This window comes from Eubacterium limosum, from assembly GCF_000807675.2.
In the GTDB taxonomy this organism is placed as follows: Bacteria; Bacillota; Clostridia; order Eubacteriales; family Eubacteriaceae; genus Eubacterium; species Eubacterium limosum.
Map to the genome: position 1 here is coordinate 1,411,261 of NZ_CP019962.1, position 20,508 is coordinate 1,431,768.

Genomic DNA, 20,508 nt, shown 5'->3' on the forward strand with positions numbered 1-20,508 from the left:
GAGTGTAATTGGAGGATATGGAGTGGATAATACTGTAATCGTGATTGGTGGGAATGGCTTTATAGGTTTTAGCGTTATAATAGAGCTCTTAAGAAGGAAAATAAATGTAAAATATTTAGATATAAACTGGCCTGAGGATCAATTTAGGTACGATTCTGTAGAGTATTGTATTGGGGACATTTGGGATAATAAATTCTTTCAGAAAGCCCTAAAAGGGGTTTCCTGCGTAATGGACTTTGTATCTACTAGTATGCCAAATACAAATGATATTTCACTAAATAATGAGATTAATAATACACTAAGATATCATGATTATATCCTCTCAACAATGAATTATTGTAATATAAGCAAGTATATTTTCCCTTCATCAGGAGGTGCTATCTATGGAAACAAGGAGTTTGGGTTTGCCTATGAAACGGATGTTCTCAGACCTACTACTCCATATGGTGTAGGCAAACAAATGACAGAGGAAATTATTCGTTATTACTACGAAAAATGTGGCATTTCTGCTTGCATTCTTCGTATCGGAAACGTGTATGGATCACCTAGAATCAGAAGCAAGGCACAAGGAGTTATAGATGTTTTCATCCAGAATGCGTTACGCGGCGAAAAAATAACGATTTGGGGAAATGCAAGGTCATCCGTTCGCGATTATATATACTTAGAAGATGTTGCGGTGTCCATTGCAGACATTTGTCAGACTGATTTTAATGATCTGCGAATATATAATGTTGGAACAGGTATCGGAACTAATCTTATGCAAATAATTAATCTAATTGAAGAGAAGCTTGGTAAAGAGGTGCAGTGCGACTACAAGGAATTCATGGCAAGCGGAATCAACAGCATCGTTCTTTCAAATGATAAGATTGCGAATGAAATTGGATGGAAAGCGAAAGTTTCATTGGATGAAGGAATTCGAAGAACAATTGAAACGAAAAGATCATTACTAAATGTATAGAGGTTAGTTGGTGGAAGAAGGTATGAGTAATATACTGATTGTAACACATTGGTTTTATCCTAGACAGAATCCAAGAGCGTTTAGAGGTTTTGAATTATATAGAGAGCTAAGTAAAGAACATAAGGTTGATGTACTGATAGGTGATTGGAAATTTCTTTTGAAATCAGGAGAAGATTATCATGTACTTGATTGCTATTCTGCACAAGAAATAGCAAATAGAAATGCAAAACTCTCAAATAAGAAATTAATTCAAACAGGAATAAAAGTAGTGCAATTCTTTATTGGTGATAGATATCTCCTAAGTGGTGGTAAATTTTTATATCAGTCTATTAATCTAGAGAATTATGATGCGGTAATATCTATAGGACTTCCGTTTTATGTCCATTGGATCACATCAAAAAAAATTAGAAATTATAAAGGAAACATTATATCGATATCTGATTGGGGAGATCCTTTTGACAAAGATCAGGGAAAGAAAATTGCCAATTATTTTACAAAAATTCAAAAACGCATTTGCAATACCTTTGATTATGTGGTAACTCCTACAAAAAATGCACTTTCATACTATGAAAAGTATAAGGATAACAAAAAAAATATTAGAGTAATTCCACAAGGATTTGATTTTTCGGAAGTTGAAATAGCAGATTACCGACCTAACAGGATACCGCATTTTGCATATGCAGGGATTTTTTACCATGATAAAAGGAATCCAGAGAAGTTCTTAGATTTTCTTTCAGAGGTTGAAGATGATTTTGTATTTACGATTTATACAATAAAGCATGGTCCAATGTATCAGAATATATTATTAAAATATAAAAAATTATTGAAAGAAAAACTGGTTATCAAAGATATGGTTCCAAGGTTAGAGTGCATCAGGCTGCTTAGCGAAAATGATTTTTTGATAAATATTGATAATGTTGTTAATGTACAAGTACCATCAAAGTTGATTGATTATACTTTATCGGGCCGTCCGATTCTTAGTTTTAAACAAGACGAGATTCCGAATGATAAATTTTATGAATTTATATCATCAAATTATTCCCAAAAATATTTGATTAATGTTGATGATTATAACATTACTAGTGTTGCGTCAAAGTTTAATAGTTTGATTCTGGGAGGGTAAGTTATGCATGATGCGTTCTATAGCAGAAAAGATAAACAGCTTATGGCATTATTATTGCTATTGTTCAGATTAACACTGGATTTTATGTATATTTATATCATTCAGAAAGAATACAACAACATTAATATTTTATCAATGGGGTATGCAAATGGAGCATTTTCATTTCATTATGATGCTGGAAGAATTGCTTATTCATTTTTTGCAAGTTTCCTTTTTATAGAACTTCTTGTTAGATGTATTATTCGTCATGATAAGCCACATGAATTGATATGTGTCGGATTGCTTGGCATTAGTATATTACCAAATATGGTTATGTTTGCTTATTCTAATATTGAGTGGCGGTTCATTTTATTGTTAACAATCTTTTGGATTTGGTTCTATACTATTGTCATTTTAATGAACAAAAAAGATGAAGATATAATAGATCGTGGTGAACAGAAAAGTGGCTCAATAGGGATATTCTCAAAAAAAACAGCGTGGTATCTATTTTGGATTATTGTTTTAGCATTTATCTTTGGAAGCATAGTTTTATCATATAGATATTATGGCGGTTTTCATATCAATTTAAGTTTTGCTGACAATGATGTATACGAGTTAAGATTATCTGCTAGAGGTTCATTTGGAACCTTTTTAAACTATTTTAGAAATAACGCCATGTACGTTATTATCCCCTTGATCGCGAATATCTTTCTTATTAAAAGAAAATATGGCTTGTTTGGAATCAGTTTTATTGTACTTTTACTTTTATTTAGTGTTGACTCTCAAAAAGCTGTGTTGATGTTAGCAATTCTTTCTTTTGGTGTTGCACATATTATTAAAAACAAGATTTCAAACACATTAATTAGAGGGCTATTGTTTGCTAACCTTTTTGTAATTCTTTTTTATCTGATTACTGGTAATTTGTTGCTTATCGAGTATCTTGTAAAAAGAATTTATTTTCTCCCCGCGATAATAGGGCGATGCTACTATGAGTACGTAACAACAAACGGAAACATGGTTTTGCTTTCTTCGTTTTTACAAGGTATAGGTGCTATAAAAAATTATGTGTACGCAGACGTATCACTGCCGTTCCTTATTGGCAAATATTATTTTGGAAGTGTCTCAATTAGTGCAAACACAGGAGGGTTTGCTGGTGCATACGCGTATGGAATATTATCTCTGTTTATAACTCCTTTGGCGTATGGATTTTTATTTAGGCTATTAGATAAAGTTACCATTTTTGTTGAAGCTAAATTCTATATCCCATTCATAATGGTTACGGTGTACGTTATTGTGGGTAGCACGATCTCTTCTGTTTTATTAGTATATGGTTATATTATAGGAATAATAATGCTTTATATCATGAATAACACTGATGATTTTGAGTTTTCAAAAAGTTCAGGAATATAATTCACTCTTAGGAGGAAATGAAAATGAAACAGGTCTTTGTAAACAAAGGTCAAATTATAACCCGTGAGGTTCCGGTAAAAAGAGTCGAAAGTGGCTGTGTGAAGGTTGCAACATCGTATTCATGTATTTCTATGGGCACGGAGCTCGCTAGTGTTGCTTCATCGGGCAAGTCAATTTTGGATCGTATTAAAGAAAATCCCGATTTGATAAAACGTGGATTCAAAATGATTAAAGAGAAAGGAATTGGTGGCACCAAAGGTGCTATTGACAATTCCTTCGATAAATGGATTCCTCTGGGATATAGCGCGTCTGGCATCGTTACTGAAGTCGGCGAAGGAGTTCCTGGCATTTATCCGGGAGACAGAGTGGCTTGCGCCGGCGGTAATTATGCAACGCATTCTGAGGAAATGATAGTACCAAAAAACTTAATAGCAAAACTTCCTGACTCTGTATCACTTCGTGACGCATCTTCCGTTGCAATCGGATGTATTGCTATGCAGGGAATAAGACGTGCAGATGTTAAACTTGGCGAAGTTGTTGTGGTTATTGGCCTGGGATTAATTGGGCAGTTGACTGTTCAAATGTTAAATGCAGCTGGAGCTAGAGTAATTGCATCAGATGTCAACTCTGAAAGAATTGCTGAAACTGAATCTCTGGGTGTGATTCATGTTGTAAATTCTACAAAAGAGAATCTCATTGATGCGGTAAATTCTCTGACTGATGGTCATGGAGCTGATAGCGTAATTATCACGGCAGCCACGAATTCATCTGTACCTTTAAAGCAGGCATTTAATTGTTGCAGAAAACGTGGACGCGTTGTGCTTGTAGGTGTTGTAGATCTAAATATTGATCGCGATGATATTTATCAAAAAGAACTAGAATTTTTTATGTCAACATCCTATGGACCCGGACGATATGACAGCACTTATGAAGAAGGAGGCATTGATTACCCGTACCACTGGGTCAGATTCACAGAGAATCGCAACATGCAAGACTATCTTAGGCTCATTGGAGAGAAGAAGATCAATCTTAGTTATATGTTTGCCGAGGATGTGAACGTCGATGATGCTGATGCGGTATATGAATCTTTGGCAGAAGGTCAGTATAGACCTTTAATGCAGACATTTAAGTACGGGGAGGAAAAAGAAGAAAAAAAAAATACTGAAATTTCCCTTAAACTCACAACGAATAAAAGCGATAAAATTCGTGTTGCATTGTGCGGTGTTGGTAACTTTGCAAAAATGTTCCATCTTCCTAATTTGGATAAAATAGTAGATTATGAAATTTATTCAATAATGTCTAGGGATGGTGGAAATGCGACTAAAGCGGCAACAGATTATCACGCTTCAAAGTTAACCACTGATTATAACGACATATTAAATGATCCCAACGTGGATGTTATAGTGATTACAACGCGTCACAATTTACATTTTCAATACGTGGTTGATGCTCTCAAGGCAGGGAAAACAGTATTTGTCGAAAAGCCTTTATGCATGAATTCGGAAGAACTGGCAGCCATTGAAGAAACATTGAAGTCAACTAAAGGCGGCTTAATGGTAGGATATAACCGAAGATTTTCTCCTCATGCGCAGAAGATTAAGGGATATCTAACAAATCGTGTTAATCCTATGATCATTAATTATGTCATGAACGCAGGCTATATTGCTCCGGATGCTTGGGTGCATGGCAGAGAAGGCGGCGGAAGAATCATCGGAGAAGGTTGTCATATAATTGACCTTTTCAACTATTTTACTGACGAAATTCCAGTTTCTGTAACTGTAGAATCGATTACGCCAAAGACAAAAAACATTGGGAAGATCGACAACTGCGTAATTACGGTGAAATATGATGGCGGATCCATTGCTACACTGACATACTGTGCAAATGGAAACTCTAAATACCCTAAGGAATTCTGTCAAATATTTTGTGATAACAGCACTTATGTATTGAATGATTACAAGGAAACTCAGATATACAGTTCTAGAACGGAGACATTTACGACGAAAATTGCAGACAAAGGACACTACAACGAGCTTGTCGAGTTTGCAGAGTCTATTAAATCTGGGAAAAGGTTTTTGATACCTTTGGTATCACTACTAGCGACATCAAAGATTACTTTTATTGCGGATGAGAATTTGAGATGAGAAAGATTTTATCTTGGGGATGGAGATGGGGTGAGCGCCTCTATCTGCGAAAAAAACAAGTTGCTGTTGGAAAAGGGACGCTTTTTAACAAATCGACAGTTTTCGAGGGGTATAATAATGTTCATCGGAACTGTCATCTTTATGGAGCTCACATTGGGATAGGTTCATATATGGGGGATGAATGCGTTTTTAACAGTACTTATATCGGTAAGTACTGTGCGCTTGGCGCAGGAATCCGAGTATCGTTGGGTGATCATCCACTACATAAATTTGTTTCCATCCATCCAGCATTTTTTTCAACGAAAAAACAAGCGGGTTTTACTTTCTGTGAAAGAGATATATGGAAATCGGATAAGCAATTGAAAGGGAAATATGTTTGTACAATTGGTAGCGACGTTTGGATTGGCGATGAAGTCACAATTTTGGGTGGAATCAAAGTTGCAGATGGCTCTGTGGTTGGCGCAGGTGCGGTCGTTACAAGAGATACAGAACCCTATGGAATATACGTTGGCGTTCCTGCAAAGAAGATAGGCAGTAGATTTTCTGAGGAAGATATTTCTTTTCTGCTTAAGTCCCGTTGGTGGGATTCCAAATTCGAGGATCTTGTGTTCAAATCACATTTGTTTTCTGATATTCAGCAGTTTACGCAAAAGTTTGAGGAATAAAGCATGAAGACAATTTTAAAGGTCTTTTCAGCAGATATGGCTGCCAAATTTGTGGCAATGATTACGACGATACTGCTGATTCGTTATATGTCTGATCATAACTATGCTGATTATACAATATTTGTAGCAAGCACAAACATCTTTAATCAAATTGCAATTAGTTCATTTGGCAAGATGTATATTGTTGATCATGCAAGTCTGAAAGGCAAAGAATCAACACTGCTCTCGATTGAGATGAGCCTATCTATTTTTATTACAGGTATGTTTTGGATAATTCAGCCGGTGGTGAGATCGAATGTATTTGCGCTTGTACTGTTGATGATTTCCACATGTGTATTTGGCTATGCGAGAGTAATATATCAACAACAATGCAAATTTAAAGTATATACAATTCTGGAAATAATAAGAGTTGCCTCTTTTCTCGCATTAGTGTTCACATGCCACTATTTTGCTAAAACAGAATTGTCCGCATTTGTCGTTATTATTTTTCAAACAATCTCATTAGCATTATGTATTCCGTTTTTGTCCCAAAGGAGAACAAATATAACCATTTTCCAAAAACTTGATTTTAAGAGTTTATTCAAATTCCTGCTTCAAAAAGAGCAATTATATTTGTTTGTTTACGCAGCCTTAATGGCGATTTTGCTTCAGATTGACGTGCTTGCACTTAAAACCTGGAGTACTGACTATGATGTGTCAACGTACGCTTCGGCATTTAAGTACTACAACATGATGCTATTACTTTTGAATACTGTAAATAGCGTTCTCCTTCCCAAGATTTCATCGGAAGAAAATTATTATAATATTAGCAAAATGTATAAGCAACAAGATATATTGTCTATTGCTTTGCTTGTGGGGATAGTTATAGCAATAGTTATAGCACCTTGCGTTTTGCCTATAATTGACGGCGGTAAATATCCTGAAGCAATTGGCGTGTTTAGAATACTTTGTATTTCAGCGATCATCTCGTTCTGGGGGTCACCCTATAATAATTTGCTCATTAAAGAAAAGAAGTATTTGAGCATTTGTACTAGGTTTATCATTGGTATTATCGTTGCGATTGCAGGAAATTATATTTTGATTCCTAGAATGGGAGTAAACGGCACAGCTATCTCTACATTGATTTCATATGGAATTGTTAATCTATCTTCCAGAGTTCATGCAAAGATGATTATTAAGGAAAAGATAAGAGGCTAACCTAATGTCTATAAGCGTACTGAATCGGTTGCAAAAAAGAAGTGTAAAAGATATATATCTTTACATTAATGAAAAAATTGTTAAACGCAAAAGAAAGTTTTTATACAATAGAACAATTATGAAAAAAGAACCATCCCGAAATTATTATCAGCTGCCTAGTTTTAATTTGGAAAAGATAAATAAGGAAGAGTTGTTTTTAGCGGAATCTTTTTGCAAACATGTGTATGATTTGTTAGGAAGCGGTCCCAAAAAAGTATGTAGGAAACAAGGATACGACATTCATCAACTCCAAATAATAAGCGAATTTAAATTACAAGATATAATTGATGAAATTAGAATTTTGAATTCTGGATATAAGCCGATAGAGTGGCAGTTAGACTTTAAAAACGATTACCTTTTTAGTGAAAGACAAAAGAGTGATGATATTCAAAATAGTGAATCTAATGGGTATGATATAAAGATCCCGTGGGAATTGGCTCGATGTCAGCATCTTCCGTTTCTAGCGCGAATATATAGGACAACTGGAAATTTAAGTTATAAAAACGAAATTCTATGTGAAATTTTAGATTTTATTACTTTTAACCCCATAGGATATGGGGTTAATTGGAAGTGTACTATGGATGTAGGAATTCGTGTTGTGAATTGGATAATGGCTTTGGATCTTATTTCTTCTGGTATCAATGAGGATACAGATCAATTTGTTTATGAGGTTATTTCAAAATCAATTTATCAACATTGTGTTTTTATTAGATATCATTTAGAAGATTATCGCGATTATAGAGGCAACCACTATCTGTCGAATATTGTAGGGCTTCTCTTTTCAAGCCTGTATTTTTATCCAAAAGGACAGATTAAGAGAATACAAGAATTCGCTATAAAACAATTGTTTTGCTCGATAAACGAACAGTTTTATATGGATGGTGGTAATTTTGAGAGTTCCTTGCCATATCATCGGCTAGCGCTTGAAATGGTTATTTATGGTATCTGGAGAATACTTTTATTGGCAGACTGTAATGATGTTTGTTATCAATGTGTTAGTCTTATTCATATTCATAAGAGAGAAGTAGAGAAACTCGGGAAAGCGTTTAGAATGTTGCTTGATTCTATCAAGCCCAATGGGAATATCTACCAACTTGGTGATAATGACAGTGGTCATTTGCTTCGATTTTATCACTTTGGAGAGTATTTATCTTTTGATAAATATGTCAGTCGATATGGGAAAATATCGCTTGAACAAAATGAAGAGTTTGTGTGGGACGAGAACGAATTAAGTTGTAGCGAGATAGAATGCCTGATTAACACTATTTTAAAAAAAAGCTATGCAAACTCTTTCTTTAGCGGATTATTTGGAAATGTTTTTCAATCATCAGCTATATTCTCTATAATCAGTGATTCTTTTGAACGAGCTGCGCATGATACGCCGAAGTTGAATAATCAAAAGCTACTCTGTAAATTACCATATCAACAGATACGAATAATTAAGTTTTCTTCTTCTGTTGATTTACATAAGTTGAATTCTTTCTATTATTCTGACTTTGGCTTAGTAGGATTAAAAAGTGATTCTTTCTATCTAGGGATATCGCTTACTGATGCTGGACAAAATGGAAGAGGAGGACATTCACATAACGATAAACTATCATTTGAATTATTTGTAGATGGTACTGAGTATGAAAGAGATCCTGGCACCTATGTTTATACAGAATCACGCGAGTGGAGAAATAAGTTTAGGTCCTCCCTAGCTCATAACAGTCCATATTTTGGTGATGAACAAAACCAGATAGGTAATAACTGCTTTGAATTAAGACAACGCACTATCTGTAAACTTATAGAACTCAAAGACAATTTTATCAAGGTATCTTGTAAGTGTAAAGACATATATGTAATTCGAACATTTGAGTTATTCGAGAGCAAGATTGTGATTAATGACTATTCAAACGCTAAATTTGTTGAGTACACTGAATTCGGTTTTTTTTCTAATGGGTATGGAAAAATCCAAAAAAGGAGATAGAAAATGATTAATATAATAGGACTTGGCTACATCGGACTTCCTACCGCGCTTATGATGGCAACTCATGGAATCGAGGTTATCGGTTCAGACTACAACAAGGAACTGGTTGCTACACTTAATGCGGGGAAGACTACATTCAAAGAGGAAGGACTTGATGAACTTTTTCAAAACGCTCTAAAGGCTGGAATTAAGTTTTCAACGGAGTATCAGGTGACAGATACATATATTGTTTCTGTGTCAACTCCCTATGATAAATTCAGTAAAAAGGTTGATGCCTGTTACGTCGTTGCTGCCGTAAAGGATGTTATGAAAGTGTGCCCAAAAGGGGCGACGGTAGTTATCGAATCAACGGTTTCTCCCGGAACGATTGAAAAGTATGTTCGTCCAGTGATTGAAGAAAACGGATTTACCATTGGTGAAGACTTGAATCTTGTTCACGCTCCAGAACGCATTATTCCTGGTAATATGGTTTATGAACTTCTCCATAATAACCGTACCATCGGTGCTGATGATAGGGCTATCGGTGAAAGGGTTAAAGCTCTTTACGCTTCCTTCTGTCAGGGTGAGATCGTAGTGACCGACATAAAGACGGCTGAAATGACCAAGGTTGTAGAGAATACTTTCCGTGCGGTTAATATCGCCTTTGCGAACGAGCTTGCCAAGATTTGCCGTCATGACAATATGGATGTGTACGAGATCATCAAGATTTGCAACATGCATCCCCGTGTTAATATTCTACAACCGGGTCCTGGTGTTGGCGGTCATTGCATCTCTGTTGACCCGTGGTTCCTGGTAGGCGATTATCCCTCTCTTGCCAAGGTCATTGATGAGTCCATGAAGGCCAATGATGGCATGCCTGATTTCGTTCTTAATCGCATCTACGAAATCATGAATGAAAAAGGCATGACTGATATCAACCGTGTCGGCCTTTATGGTTTGACTTATAAAGAGAACGTGGATGATATGCGTGAGTCTCCAACCCTTCAACTGCTGGAAAGCCAAGAGCGCCATCTCGCTACTGGCCTGAAAGTCTACGATCCTTTCATCGAGAGGGACGTCGTGAGAAATCAGTATCATAATCTTGATGAGTTCCTTGATGCTGTTGACTTCGTGGTTATCATGGTTAAGCATAATGAGATTAAGGAAAATATGGACAAGCTGGTAGGCAAGGTCGTGCTGGATTGCCATAATATTTCTAACTTACCTGGCGTGTACCATATTTGAGAATTGTAGAAAAAATAAATATAAAAGGAATTATTTTCGAAGATGGATGGAAGTCGCCTTTACCTGTTCACAATGGTAACGAGCAAATATCTTTTACAAATCTATGATAAGGCGATGAGTTATTATCCACTTTTCACGCTAATGCTTGGGGGGATAAAGGATATTCTGATCATATCTACGCCGAATAACGCTCCAAGGTTCGAGTATCTGTAGTTCAGTGTGAGTCTATCTTACTGTGTCCAAGAAGGCCCTAAAGATCTTACAGAGGTATTTATTTGGGGTGAAGAGTCCTGTGAAATGACACTTAGAGATAATGTATTTTATGGGAATCTCTTCTTTGAAATGTTAAAGAATGGTATCAAAACAGCGAAAAATGGATGTGCAACTGTTTTTGAATATTATGTAAATAGTCCTAAAAGTTTTGGTATCGTAGAGTTTGGTGAAAATGGTAAAGGGATCTATATAGAAGAGAAATAACAAGAGAGAAGTTGGATTGTGCTTATTATACATATATTTACCTCTATCTAGTTGGCGTATCTTATCTTGCAAAAGAGGTAAAGATATCATTATGTAGGGAACTTGAAATCACCTCTTTAAATAAGATATGTCTGAATAAAAGGAAACTTGAGGCAAAATTGATGGGTGTGGGTTTATTTGGTTAGATACAGGAACAGTGGATAGCCTTGTGGATGCTGCAGATTTTGTGTGTATGATAGAAGTTTGCCAGGTCGTAAAGATTTTTGCGTCGGAACAGATTGTATTCAGATATGAATGTATCAGCAAGGAAAAACTTATGGAGTTCATATCGCAGTATGTGAAGAGTCCGTATAAGAACATTTAAAGGTATTTACTTTCTAAATGACAAGCGTCTCCCGGTTTACGGAGAAGGACTAAACATACGTTATAGGCTTTATGTAGATAATCATTGTAAATGGTTTCGCCAAAATTCATAACAAAATAGGCTGGTTGCCTAAGACGAAGTTTGAGGGTAGGCTCAAAAAGACCATCGAGTGGTATTTGGAAAACCGTGAATGGTGGGAAGAGATAATTTTTGATGAATACCAGAAGTATTACGAGAAGATTTATGGGAATAAACGAATCAATCGTGTTAAAGAATATACTTATAAATAGGAGGGGTTATGAATATGAAAAGGAAAAAATCAATTTGTCTTGTTTTAGCTGCTTCTCTCTTTATTAATATTTTCTGCGGATTATATTTTTTTCTGAAATTCGTTGGCGAATTCAGTTCTGTAAAAAATGCAGAAATAGTTTTGGATAATCCCAAATATGTTGCGAGGTTATCAACGTTTCAGCTTAACAATGAAAGTACTCAAGTTGTCTTCGTTGGAGATAGTATTACAGCATACATTGATTGGCACGAGTTTTTTCCTGAAGAGGAGTTATTAAATAGGGGTATTGAAGGAGATACATGGGGAGGAGTACTGCATAGGTTAGATGAAGTTATTTCAAGAAACCCTTCTACGATTATTTTTATGGTTGGAATCAATGATATTGCTCAAAAAATACAACCGGCCGAGATTCTTAGAAATATCGATATTGTATGTGAAAGAATAAAGGAAAATCTTCCTGAAGCAAGAGTTCTAATATTTAGTATTTTGCCTTCGCCAAATATTTCCATAGATAAAGTTAAGGAAGTAAATGAAAGAATAGAACAACTATCTAAAGAGCGAAAAAATGTGGAATATTGTGATATTTTCCCTGAATTCATTCTTGAGGACGGATCGCCTAACATGGAGTTGTTTAGTGAAGATGGAATTCATCTGAACGGAAATGGATATCGCATTTGGATAGATAGGCTGAAAACCATTCTATAAATACGATAACACTGTGTCAATTGTCCTGATGATAGGAAATAGGGCATATCTACTACCACATCGATGATAAAGCACAAAGAAGGATGAAATAGGAGTAAGACTATGAAAAAAGTAATGACCGTATTTGGAACCCGTCCAGAAGCTATTAAGATTTGTCCTCTGATCAACGAAATGAAGAAAAGGAAGGGGCTGAACGTTGTTGTCTGCGTGACCGCCCAGCACCGTCAAATGCTGGATCAGGTTCTCGAAACATTTGGTGTTGTGCCAGACTATGATCTTAATATTATGAAGAATAGACAGACCCTTTTTGATATAACAACCAACATCTTAAATGGAATTAAGGAGATACTGGAGAAAGAGAAGCCCGACGTGGTACTAGTACATGGGGATACGAGTACCACATTTGTGACAGCTTTGTCTTGCTTCTATCTTCAGATTCCCGTTGGTCATGTGGAAGCCGGTTTGAGGACGTACAATATTTTTTCTCCCTATCCAGAGGAATTCAATCGGCAAGCAGTCAGCATTGTAAGTCAGTATAACTTCGCGCCAACGCAGTTAGCCGCGAATCATCTTATTAAAGAGGGAAAGAATCCTGACAACATCTACATCACTGGCAACACGGCCATTGACGCTATGCAATATACTGTTAAAGAGAACTATACGCATCCTGAACTTGAGTGGGTTGGAGATGGAAAATTAATTTTCATCACCGCACATCGACGTGAAAACCTGGGAGAGCCGATGTGTCACATGTTTAGAGCTATACGCCGTGTGCTGGATGAATATCCTGAATGCAAGGCTGTCTACCCTATTCACATGAACCCTGTGGTAAGACAGGCTGCTGATGAAGAACTTGGTGACTGCAAACAGATTCATATTATTGAGCCCATCGAAGTTTTTGATTGCCATAATTTTGAGGCTAGAAGTTTTCTTTGTCTGACCGATTCTGGTGGAATTCAAGAAGAATGCCCATCCTATGGTGTACCGGTGCTTGTTATGAGAAATACCACAGAAAGACAAGAAGGCGTGGATGCCGGGACGCTAAAGTTGGTCGGAACAGATGAGGAGACAATCTACAAAACCTTTAAACTTTTGCTGGAGAACAAAGACGAATACGAAAATATGTCCCACGCATGTAATCCCTACGGTGATGGGCATGCCTGTGAGCGTATTGCTGATATCTTAGAGTTTGGTATATATGACCCATGGATTGCAAAATGAGAAGATTAGCCGGATTTCACTTTCCGGCTTTTCGTTCCTGATGGCAAATCGGATTGTAATGGAATCGAGGAAATAAAATGTTCAGGAAATCAAAGGTATCCTGACCACGTAGAAGAGTCAAATTGGCTTATGAAAAATCTCCTTAATCACGTCATCCAGATTTGGACAAACGAAAAAGATTCAAAACTAAAGACGATGGCAGAAATATTTGGAGAAGTGCCGTATCGTCTATCCGTTTTTATTTGTCGGACTGCATGGAATATCTAAACTTGAGGGAATACTATGAGACATAGACATTGAATTAAGTATACTATAATGAAAAAATGGAAGAAGGAAATACCTGATACCGATTGATAATAAGAAAGAAAAACACAAAAAAAACTAAAAAAAGTTTTGCTGTCAAAAAAACATAGTGGTTTTGAGTAAAAATAAAAAGAACGACAACGTACAGAACATAAAACACACAAGCAACAAACCCTGCGAAAAAACAAGCATTTCAGGGCCTTTACAGTTCTCAAAACGTTAACCAAGAGATAATTATACCAAAATCATAAAGCCCCGGAATGGCTTATTTCCGGGGTTTTTTGTATTTTAAAAAGCTTTTTATCAGAGAGCAACGTTTGGTAGATCAGGCAATCGAATAAAAGGAACAGGCAAGAAGGGACTGCGCTTAGTTAAAGCAATAAAGGTTTATCGCCAGCCAGGTGAATAGAATCACTTTTTAGGTATTGGTAGAATAATCGTGAATATGTTACGATAAAGGCGAAGGAGAGTGATTTAATGCAGAAGATCAAATTCAGAATCAGAGAATTGCGCAAAAGAAAAGGGATTAGTCAGCGAATCCTGGCTGAAGATGTAGGTGTTTCGTTTCAGACGGTTAGCAGATGGGAAACCGGTTTAACCATGCCTGATATTACGATGCTGCCGATTTTAGCAGATTACTTTTGTGTGTCGGTTGATATTTTGATGGGACTGTGTCCCATGCCAGAGGAAATGTACAAGCCAGTGAATACAGATAAAGGCGAATACTGGGAGGCGCGTCTTGAGTTTTTAAAAGCGACCCGTTCATATCTATGGAATGATGACTATCTGTCTTTTTTAGTTCGAGATGTATGGAAGCTTAGTAAACCCGTGCGTGTCTTAGACTGTGGGTGTGGTTTTGGATATCTTGGTGATAAATTGCTGAAGCAGCTGCCAAATGGCAGTACTTATACGGGAATTGATCTATCCAAAGGTCTTATTAAAGAAGCAAAATCCTACCTTTCTGGGCTTAACAAGAATATTCGATTAATTCAAGATGATTTTTTAACGTGTGAAATGAATGAAACTTATGACCTGGTTATTTGCCAATCAGTGCTTAGACATAATAAAAAGCCTTTAGACTTTATAAAAAAGATGGCAGCTTGCGCTTCTGTGGGCGGTTTAGTGGTATGTATTGAGGCTAATAGAGAGCTCGAATGTGCAGGCATATGGATAGACGGTATCAATTACAGCCAGCTTTGCGCAGGAAATGCTTTGCGGAGGTTGTGGAAAAATGAGTTTGAGAAGGAAGGCCGGGACTATGCCATCGCAATGCGTATTCCGAATATAATGGCAAAAATAGGGCTAAGGTCCATTGGATGTCGATTGAGTGACCGTGTGGATTACCTTCATACTCAGATGCCCGACAGTGATGAGCGAATGAACGCTTTTTTTGTTGCCAATGGATGGGATAAAGTCCTAACAGAAGATATGATGGGCAGGGCTTTAGCAAATTTGATGGAGCGTGGAATGACGCGTGAAGAAGCCATGGATTACTGCCAGTTTCAACAGACGGTTGAGCGATATGTTCACCAACAGTGGGACATTGAGGACTTAGCATGCACAACCCTGGCGGGAATGCTGGTTACCTATGGAACAAAATAAATTGGGAGGTACCAATGAAAACAAGTGAAGCCTTTTGGCAGGCTTTTGATGGGCTCATTAATAAATGTGAAATAGTGATTGACAGGCCTTTGGGTTCGGTACATCCTCGGTATTCTAATTTGATTTACCCGGTTTCCTATGGGTATTTGAAAGGTACGAAGTCCATGGACGGCGGCGGGATTGATGTTTGTGTGGGCTCTCGGGCAGACCGAGTGTTGGATGCGGTAATTTGTATTGTGGACTTGGTTAAGCAGGATTCTGAAATCAAGCTGCTGCTTGGTTGTACAGAAGCAGAAAAAGATGCAATTGATGCCTTTCATAACGCATCGGATTTTATGAAGGGGATTCGGATCAATCGGAACAGAGAAGCATTACAAAGCAGGCAGCGGTGATAAATACTATAAAACCTCTGCCTGCTTTGTAGCTGTAAAAAATAATGAGATAAAAGAATTTGCAAACAATGGTTGAAAAAATACCAATTTTATCCCTTGAATTTTAAGATACATAAGCATAAATTGTGATACAATATTTTTTTATTTTATAAAACAACAGGAGGTATGATGAGATGGAGGGGGAACAGAAAGAATTACTGAAACAAAAGCTTTTTGCTGTTTTACCGGCGATTGTGTCCATGCCTTTTTACCGAAAAAAATATCAGATAGAGGGATTGTCAAACAATGCGGCAATGGATTATATTGTTGATCATTTTTATGAACTCCCCTTTTTGACAAGGAATGAGGTGAAATCAATAGCCAGCGCCAGTATTGATGATGGACGCTGTTCTCGTCTGATGGTGACTGGCGGAACCAGTGGTATTTCCAATGTGATTGAATGGTGCGACGAGGATGTTGGCATTATGACTGGGCAGATAGAAAAGCGCCTCAGTGAACTTGGTGTGTTGGCCGGCAACTTTATGTTTTCAACCATTCCGGTAGGCATGTCGATTTATGGGGTGCTTATTGAAGTCATTAATAAAAATTTGGGACTAAGGCATATTGAAATGGAACGACTCCATAAGGAAAGTTACGCAATTGCCGAGGTTTTATTCGAAAAGTACAAACCAAAGCTTTTGTTTACAACGCCGGCGTTAGCTTTGGAATTATGTTACAGTCCGTTGAAGAAAAAAGCATTGAAATCCATAGAGATTGTTGTGGTAGGAGGCGCAATGTCCTCTGTAAAAGATCTTGAAAGCATCGAATCCGAGTTAGGGTGCAGAGTCCTGGATTTGCTGGGTTCAACAGAGATGTGCGTCTTTGGTCTTAAAGAGAAAGGCTGTGAGGGTTTTCATCTGCATGAGCCTGAAACGGTGATACTGGAAATAGTGGATCGTGATGAAAGGGGAAAAGGAAAATGTGTGATGACCGGACTGCATAATAAACGAATGCCCTTGGTGCGTTATGTTACTGGTGATATGGGGTATCTGCGGGATCAATGTAGCTGCGGACACAAAGGAAGGGTATTTTGCCTGACGGGGAGAATTTCAGATACCTGTTATCTTGGCGGTACGAAGGTAAGTTCTGACTGCTTTGAGCATTTGGCAAAGGCCCTGGGTTTTAACACAACCTTTCAGGCTTTGTTTTACCCCAATAAGAACCCCCAGCATGTGCAGATGAATATTGTAGATGAGCCCAGATCCTGGTCGCTTGAGCAGGTTACCTCGGCCATGCTTGAAACGAACCTTGCCCTTCGCAGCAAAATTTTGGATGGTGCTGTTAGCTTTGATATTGGCTTTATAAAGGAACAGGATTTGATTGGTTTAAATGAGCGTGGTAAATGGCGCCGCGTGATTGAGCAGTAAAAAATACGGATGAAAGGCGGTTTAAAATTGAAATATAAATGTCTGGTTTTGGACCATGATAATACTACAGCGGCAACAACCCCGGATATTCAATACCCCGCATATGTGAAAAGCTTTCAAAGCTGTGGTCTTGAACCAAAGCTTACGGAGGATGCCTTTATACGGGAAGAATACAAGGGCCTTCGGCACTATCTGAAAATAGAACTGAGGCTGGATAAGGACGTTTTAAAACGCTTAGAAAAAGCCTTTTATGCTTATTTTGAGATTCACCCTGCAAGATTTTATAAGGGAATGGAGCAGATTATCCGTAGACATCGGACGGCAGGCGGCTATCTTTGTGTGGTGTCTCAATCACCCGAAAAATATATCCGTCGGGATTACCGTGAAAATGGGCTTTTTGAACCGGATATAATTTTTGGGCTGGAGCTTGATGAAAAAAAGCATAAGCCTTCGTCCTATCCATTAGAGGCCATTATGGAACACTATACCTTGGAGCCAAAGGAGCTGTTAGTGGTAGATGACAAGCTCAATGGCATCGAAATGGCCAGAGCTTGCGGTGTACAGGCGGCTTTGGCCGGCTGGGGACTGGCGGCACCTGAAATCTTTAATACTTTGCGCGAAAACGCCGGGGAGGCCTTGTTTTTAGAGCGCGTGGAGGAGCTTGAACACTTTTTATCAGAGGAAAAGGATGAGTCGTTTTAAGCGGTGCGGAATTTTACTTTTGGCTGTGGTACTGTTTGCCTTAGACAATATTCTATTAAAAGCGCTGCCGGAAGGGACCAGTCCTTTTGGGGTGCTGACGTTGTCCTGCGGGTTGGCGGCACCAATATTGACCCTTTGCTTCAAAAAGCGGCTCAGGAAAAAAATAGAAGTTCGGGAGCATGTCCGTATTTTTTTGATGGCAGGGGGATTCACCCTGTTTAATACGTTGAATATTCTGTCACTCAGATACCTTGGGGTAAATGACAGCTCATTTATATTTTCACTCACAGTGGCTTTGGTACCGATTTTTAATTTATTTTTGGGAAAACGCTATCCCCTATCCACTTGGCTGGGGGTGGCGATAATTGTTGGAGGGGTTTGGTTTGCCTCGGGAGCGGTGTATAACGGCGATGAACTTTGGGGAGGTGTTTTATCCTTTTTGGGGGCAGTGGTTCGAGCCTTTTTTCTGATTGCTCTCAACCGTGCATCTAAGAAGGTGGATGGCGGAAAAATGATTGTGGAAATCATCTGGCTTGTGGCGCTTTTTTCAGCCCTTGTCTGGCTCGTTCTGGACCCTGGAGGAATTGTAAGCTTTGGTTTTGGGGCAAAAACCCTGCTGCCTGTTTTAGGGTTTGCGCTTTTATCCATTGTCATTGGAAATTCCATGGTTATTTTGGTACAGCAGTATACAACCGAAGTGGAGACAGCTGTTATTTTATCGGTACAGCTCATTTTTACCGTGTTGTTTATGGCGGTTGTACCCGCTGTATTTGAAAGCCCGGAACCCATTACAATGGTCAATGCCTTTGGCTGCGGATTGATTGTGATGGGAAGTATTTTGGCCACCTGCAACGTCAGCGGTCTTTTGAAAAGGCAAAGGGGAGGATAAGCCCGTAACACATAGGAGCCTGAGCTGATGTAAAAAAGACAGCGTCCTGAGATTCTGTCTTTTTTACTGCTTCAAAAGCAAAAAGGCGATCCAACGATTTGGGCTCAGCCGCTCATCTGCCACAAGGCTGTCCTCAATACGCGCCATATTAGGGATAGAATGCTCAATTTCCCGTGAAAAGGAAAAAATAATTTTTTGGTGTTCAACGGGCGTTAATACACGACCGGCCTGGCGCTGAGCGGCTGCCGCCAATACCGCTGTAGAAAGGCTGGCGAACGCTGTGTACTGAGCGTGTATAAGAGGCTCGTAGGTAAAGACCGATTCAAGAAAATAGCGAAACAGGGTATAAACACCGAGGTGCTCGGCGTAATGGCTTTGAGTAGAGGAAATGGGCCAAAGCTCTGACACCGTAAAGGGTTCAGAATCGATCAGGCTGATGGCGGTATCAATCCGATGTGTAAAAGAAACGCTGCGGTGCTCACAGCTTTTTAAAAGCTGAAAAACCGTTTTGAGCAACGGCGTATCCGGGGTGGGGAGATTCCTTTTTAGGTCATTTAAGCGATTTTGAAGTGAGACATTACGCTGGTATTCAGAGCAAAGCGGTGCTTCGGTATTGGGATCAGCCGTAAAAAGGCTGGCGGTCAGCCGGACGATAAAGTCTAAAAGCAGCCCAAGACGAAGCGGATAGGCCAGACTTCGGTTTTGCAGCAGGGCAATACCAGCGCTTCGGGCGTTTAGCAATCGGCTCAGCAATTTGGCATCAAGCTTCTCTTCCAGAGAGAATGTTATGGTACTGTTAGAGCTCATAAAGGACATAGGGTGTGGATCATCAAGGATCAGTCTGGCGGCCTCGGGACAAGAAAGAGACAGTCCAGCCTCCTGAAAGGCACCATAATGGTTAAAAAACCGGGGATAGAGGCGGCAGGTTTCACTAAGAGAAGATTCACCCAGTGTGCTGTATATTTCGCACAGGTTGTGAGAGGATAGAAAGGGACAGCGCCCAAAGACGGATTTAAAAATAATGTCGCCCTCCTCATCCAAAATCATTGCGCTTTGGAGACGCTTGCCAAATTCGCCGGAGGTGTTTTTGTACAGACTTTGACTCTTTTCATCAAGGACCACCTCCCAGCCGGCGCAGCAGGTATCAGGACAGTCCGAAGCAAGGCAGGTAAAGGCATTGTAATGTTTTGGTATATGTTGTTTCATAGGGTTCTCCTTTTAATTCGTGTTTATTATAGCACATAAGCGATAAAACAGGTGAGAAAAACAAAGATGCTATGGGCTGAATTCTGAAAGCGTGTAAAAAAATTTATGAAATGCTTGTGTAAAGGCAATACTTGCGATATAATATAAGGCGGATTAATTTTCAATGATTGAATTTTGGGAAGATATCCAGGGGGGAACCCTGGGTATCTTTTTGTAATTATAGCCCTGATGTAAAGGGGCAGCA

Annotated in this window: 16 protein-coding genes and 1 pseudogene; 16 read left to right on the plus strand and 1 reads right to left on the minus strand. The window is 38.4% G+C overall.

Annotated elements, in window-relative coordinates; genetic code table 11:
• Nucleotides 1-22: 22 nt before the first annotated feature.
• From B2M23_RS06585 to B2M23_RS06665, 16 genes and pseudogenes are all read left to right on the plus strand, one after another.
• The gene (locus tag B2M23_RS06585) at nt 23-958 is read left to right on the plus strand and encodes an NAD-dependent epimerase/dehydratase family protein (RefSeq protein WP_038353740.1); all 936 of its coding nucleotides are present in this window, start codon (nt 23-25) and stop codon (nt 956-958) included.
• 10 nt (nt 959-968) lie between these two features.
• Entirely contained in the window at nt 969-2,081 is a 1,113-nt protein-coding gene (locus B2M23_RS06590) for a glycosyltransferase family protein (protein ID WP_146209135.1), read from the plus strand.
• Between the two features lie 3 nt (nt 2,082-2,084).
• Nucleotides 2,085-3,470 carry an O-antigen polymerase gene (locus B2M23_RS06595; RefSeq protein WP_038353738.1) on the plus strand — a complete coding sequence of 462 codons (1,386 nt, stop codon included), beginning with the start codon at nt 2,085-2,087 and terminating at the stop codon, nt 3,468-3,470.
• A 23-nt stretch (nt 3,471-3,493) separates the two neighbouring features.
• Complete coding sequence (locus B2M23_RS06600) at nt 3,494-5,614, plus strand: bi-domain-containing oxidoreductase (protein WP_038353737.1); 2,121 nt, start codon at nt 3,494-3,496, stop codon at nt 5,612-5,614.
• Nucleotides 5,611-6,279, plus strand: a complete 669-nt coding sequence (locus B2M23_RS06605; RefSeq protein WP_052237436.1) for a CatB-related O-acetyltransferase — start codon at nt 5,611-5,613, stop codon at nt 6,277-6,279. Before B2M23_RS06600 ends, B2M23_RS06605 begins: the two co-directional genes overlap by 4 nt.
• Before the next feature lie 3 nt (nt 6,280-6,282).
• Entirely contained in the window at nt 6,283-7,476 is a 1,194-nt protein-coding gene (locus B2M23_RS06610; RefSeq protein WP_038353736.1) for an oligosaccharide flippase family protein, read from the plus strand.
• A gap of 4 nt (nt 7,477-7,480) precedes the next feature.
• A complete protein-coding gene (locus B2M23_RS06615; RefSeq protein ID WP_038353735.1) occupies nt 7,481-9,484 on the plus strand; it encodes a heparinase II/III family protein in 2,004 nt (667 codons plus the stop codon).
• Nucleotides 9,485-9,487: 3 nt separating this feature from the next.
• Nucleotides 9,488-10,708: a nucleotide sugar dehydrogenase gene (locus B2M23_RS06620; protein ID WP_038353734.1), complete on the plus strand. Its 1,221-nt coding sequence runs from the start codon at nt 9,488-9,490 to the stop codon at nt 10,706-10,708.
• Nucleotides 10,709-10,728: 20 nt separating this feature from the next.
• Nucleotides 10,729-11,549 (plus strand): annotated as a pseudogene (locus B2M23_RS21780) (sugar phosphate nucleotidyltransferase).
• A gap of 304 nt (nt 11,550-11,853) precedes the next feature.
• Nucleotides 11,854-12,543, plus strand: coding sequence for a GDSL-type esterase/lipase family protein (locus B2M23_RS06635; protein WP_167617799.1), 690 nt, complete (start codon nt 11,854-11,856; stop codon nt 12,541-12,543).
• A gap of 102 nt (nt 12,544-12,645) precedes the next feature.
• Complete coding sequence (wecB, locus tag B2M23_RS06640; RefSeq protein WP_038353732.1) at nt 12,646-13,764, plus strand: non-hydrolyzing UDP-N-acetylglucosamine 2-epimerase; 1,119 nt, start codon at nt 12,646-12,648, stop codon at nt 13,762-13,764.
• A 780-nt stretch (nt 13,765-14,544) separates the two neighbouring features.
• Entirely contained in the window at nt 14,545-15,669 is a 1,125-nt protein-coding gene (locus B2M23_RS06645) for a class I SAM-dependent methyltransferase (RefSeq protein ID WP_038353731.1), read from the plus strand.
• Between the two features lie 14 nt (nt 15,670-15,683).
• Entirely contained in the window at nt 15,684-16,061 is a 378-nt protein-coding gene (locus B2M23_RS06650) for an inorganic pyrophosphatase (protein ID WP_038353730.1), read from the plus strand.
• Between the two features lie 173 nt (nt 16,062-16,234).
• Nucleotides 16,235-17,467, plus strand: a complete 1,233-nt coding sequence (locus tag B2M23_RS06655) for a phenylacetate--CoA ligase family protein (protein WP_038353729.1) — start codon at nt 16,235-16,237, stop codon at nt 17,465-17,467.
• Between the two features lie 27 nt (nt 17,468-17,494).
• Nucleotides 17,495-18,169, plus strand: coding sequence for an HAD family hydrolase (locus B2M23_RS06660; RefSeq protein ID WP_167617802.1), 675 nt, complete (start codon nt 17,495-17,497; stop codon nt 18,167-18,169).
• On the plus strand, nt 18,156-19,058 hold the full coding sequence (locus B2M23_RS06665; protein ID WP_038353727.1) for a DMT family transporter: 903 nt from the start codon (nt 18,156-18,158) through the stop codon (nt 19,056-19,058). Before B2M23_RS06660 ends, B2M23_RS06665 begins: the two co-directional genes overlap by 14 nt.
• Before the next feature lie 63 nt (nt 19,059-19,121).
• Here B2M23_RS06665 and fliB read toward each other — a convergent pair whose 3' ends face one another.
• On the minus strand, nt 19,122-20,264 hold the full coding sequence (gene fliB, locus B2M23_RS06670) for a flagellin lysine-N-methylase (protein ID WP_052237435.1): 1,143 nt from the start codon (nt 20,262-20,264) through the stop codon (nt 19,122-19,124).
• Nucleotides 20,265-20,508 lie beyond the last annotated feature (244 nt).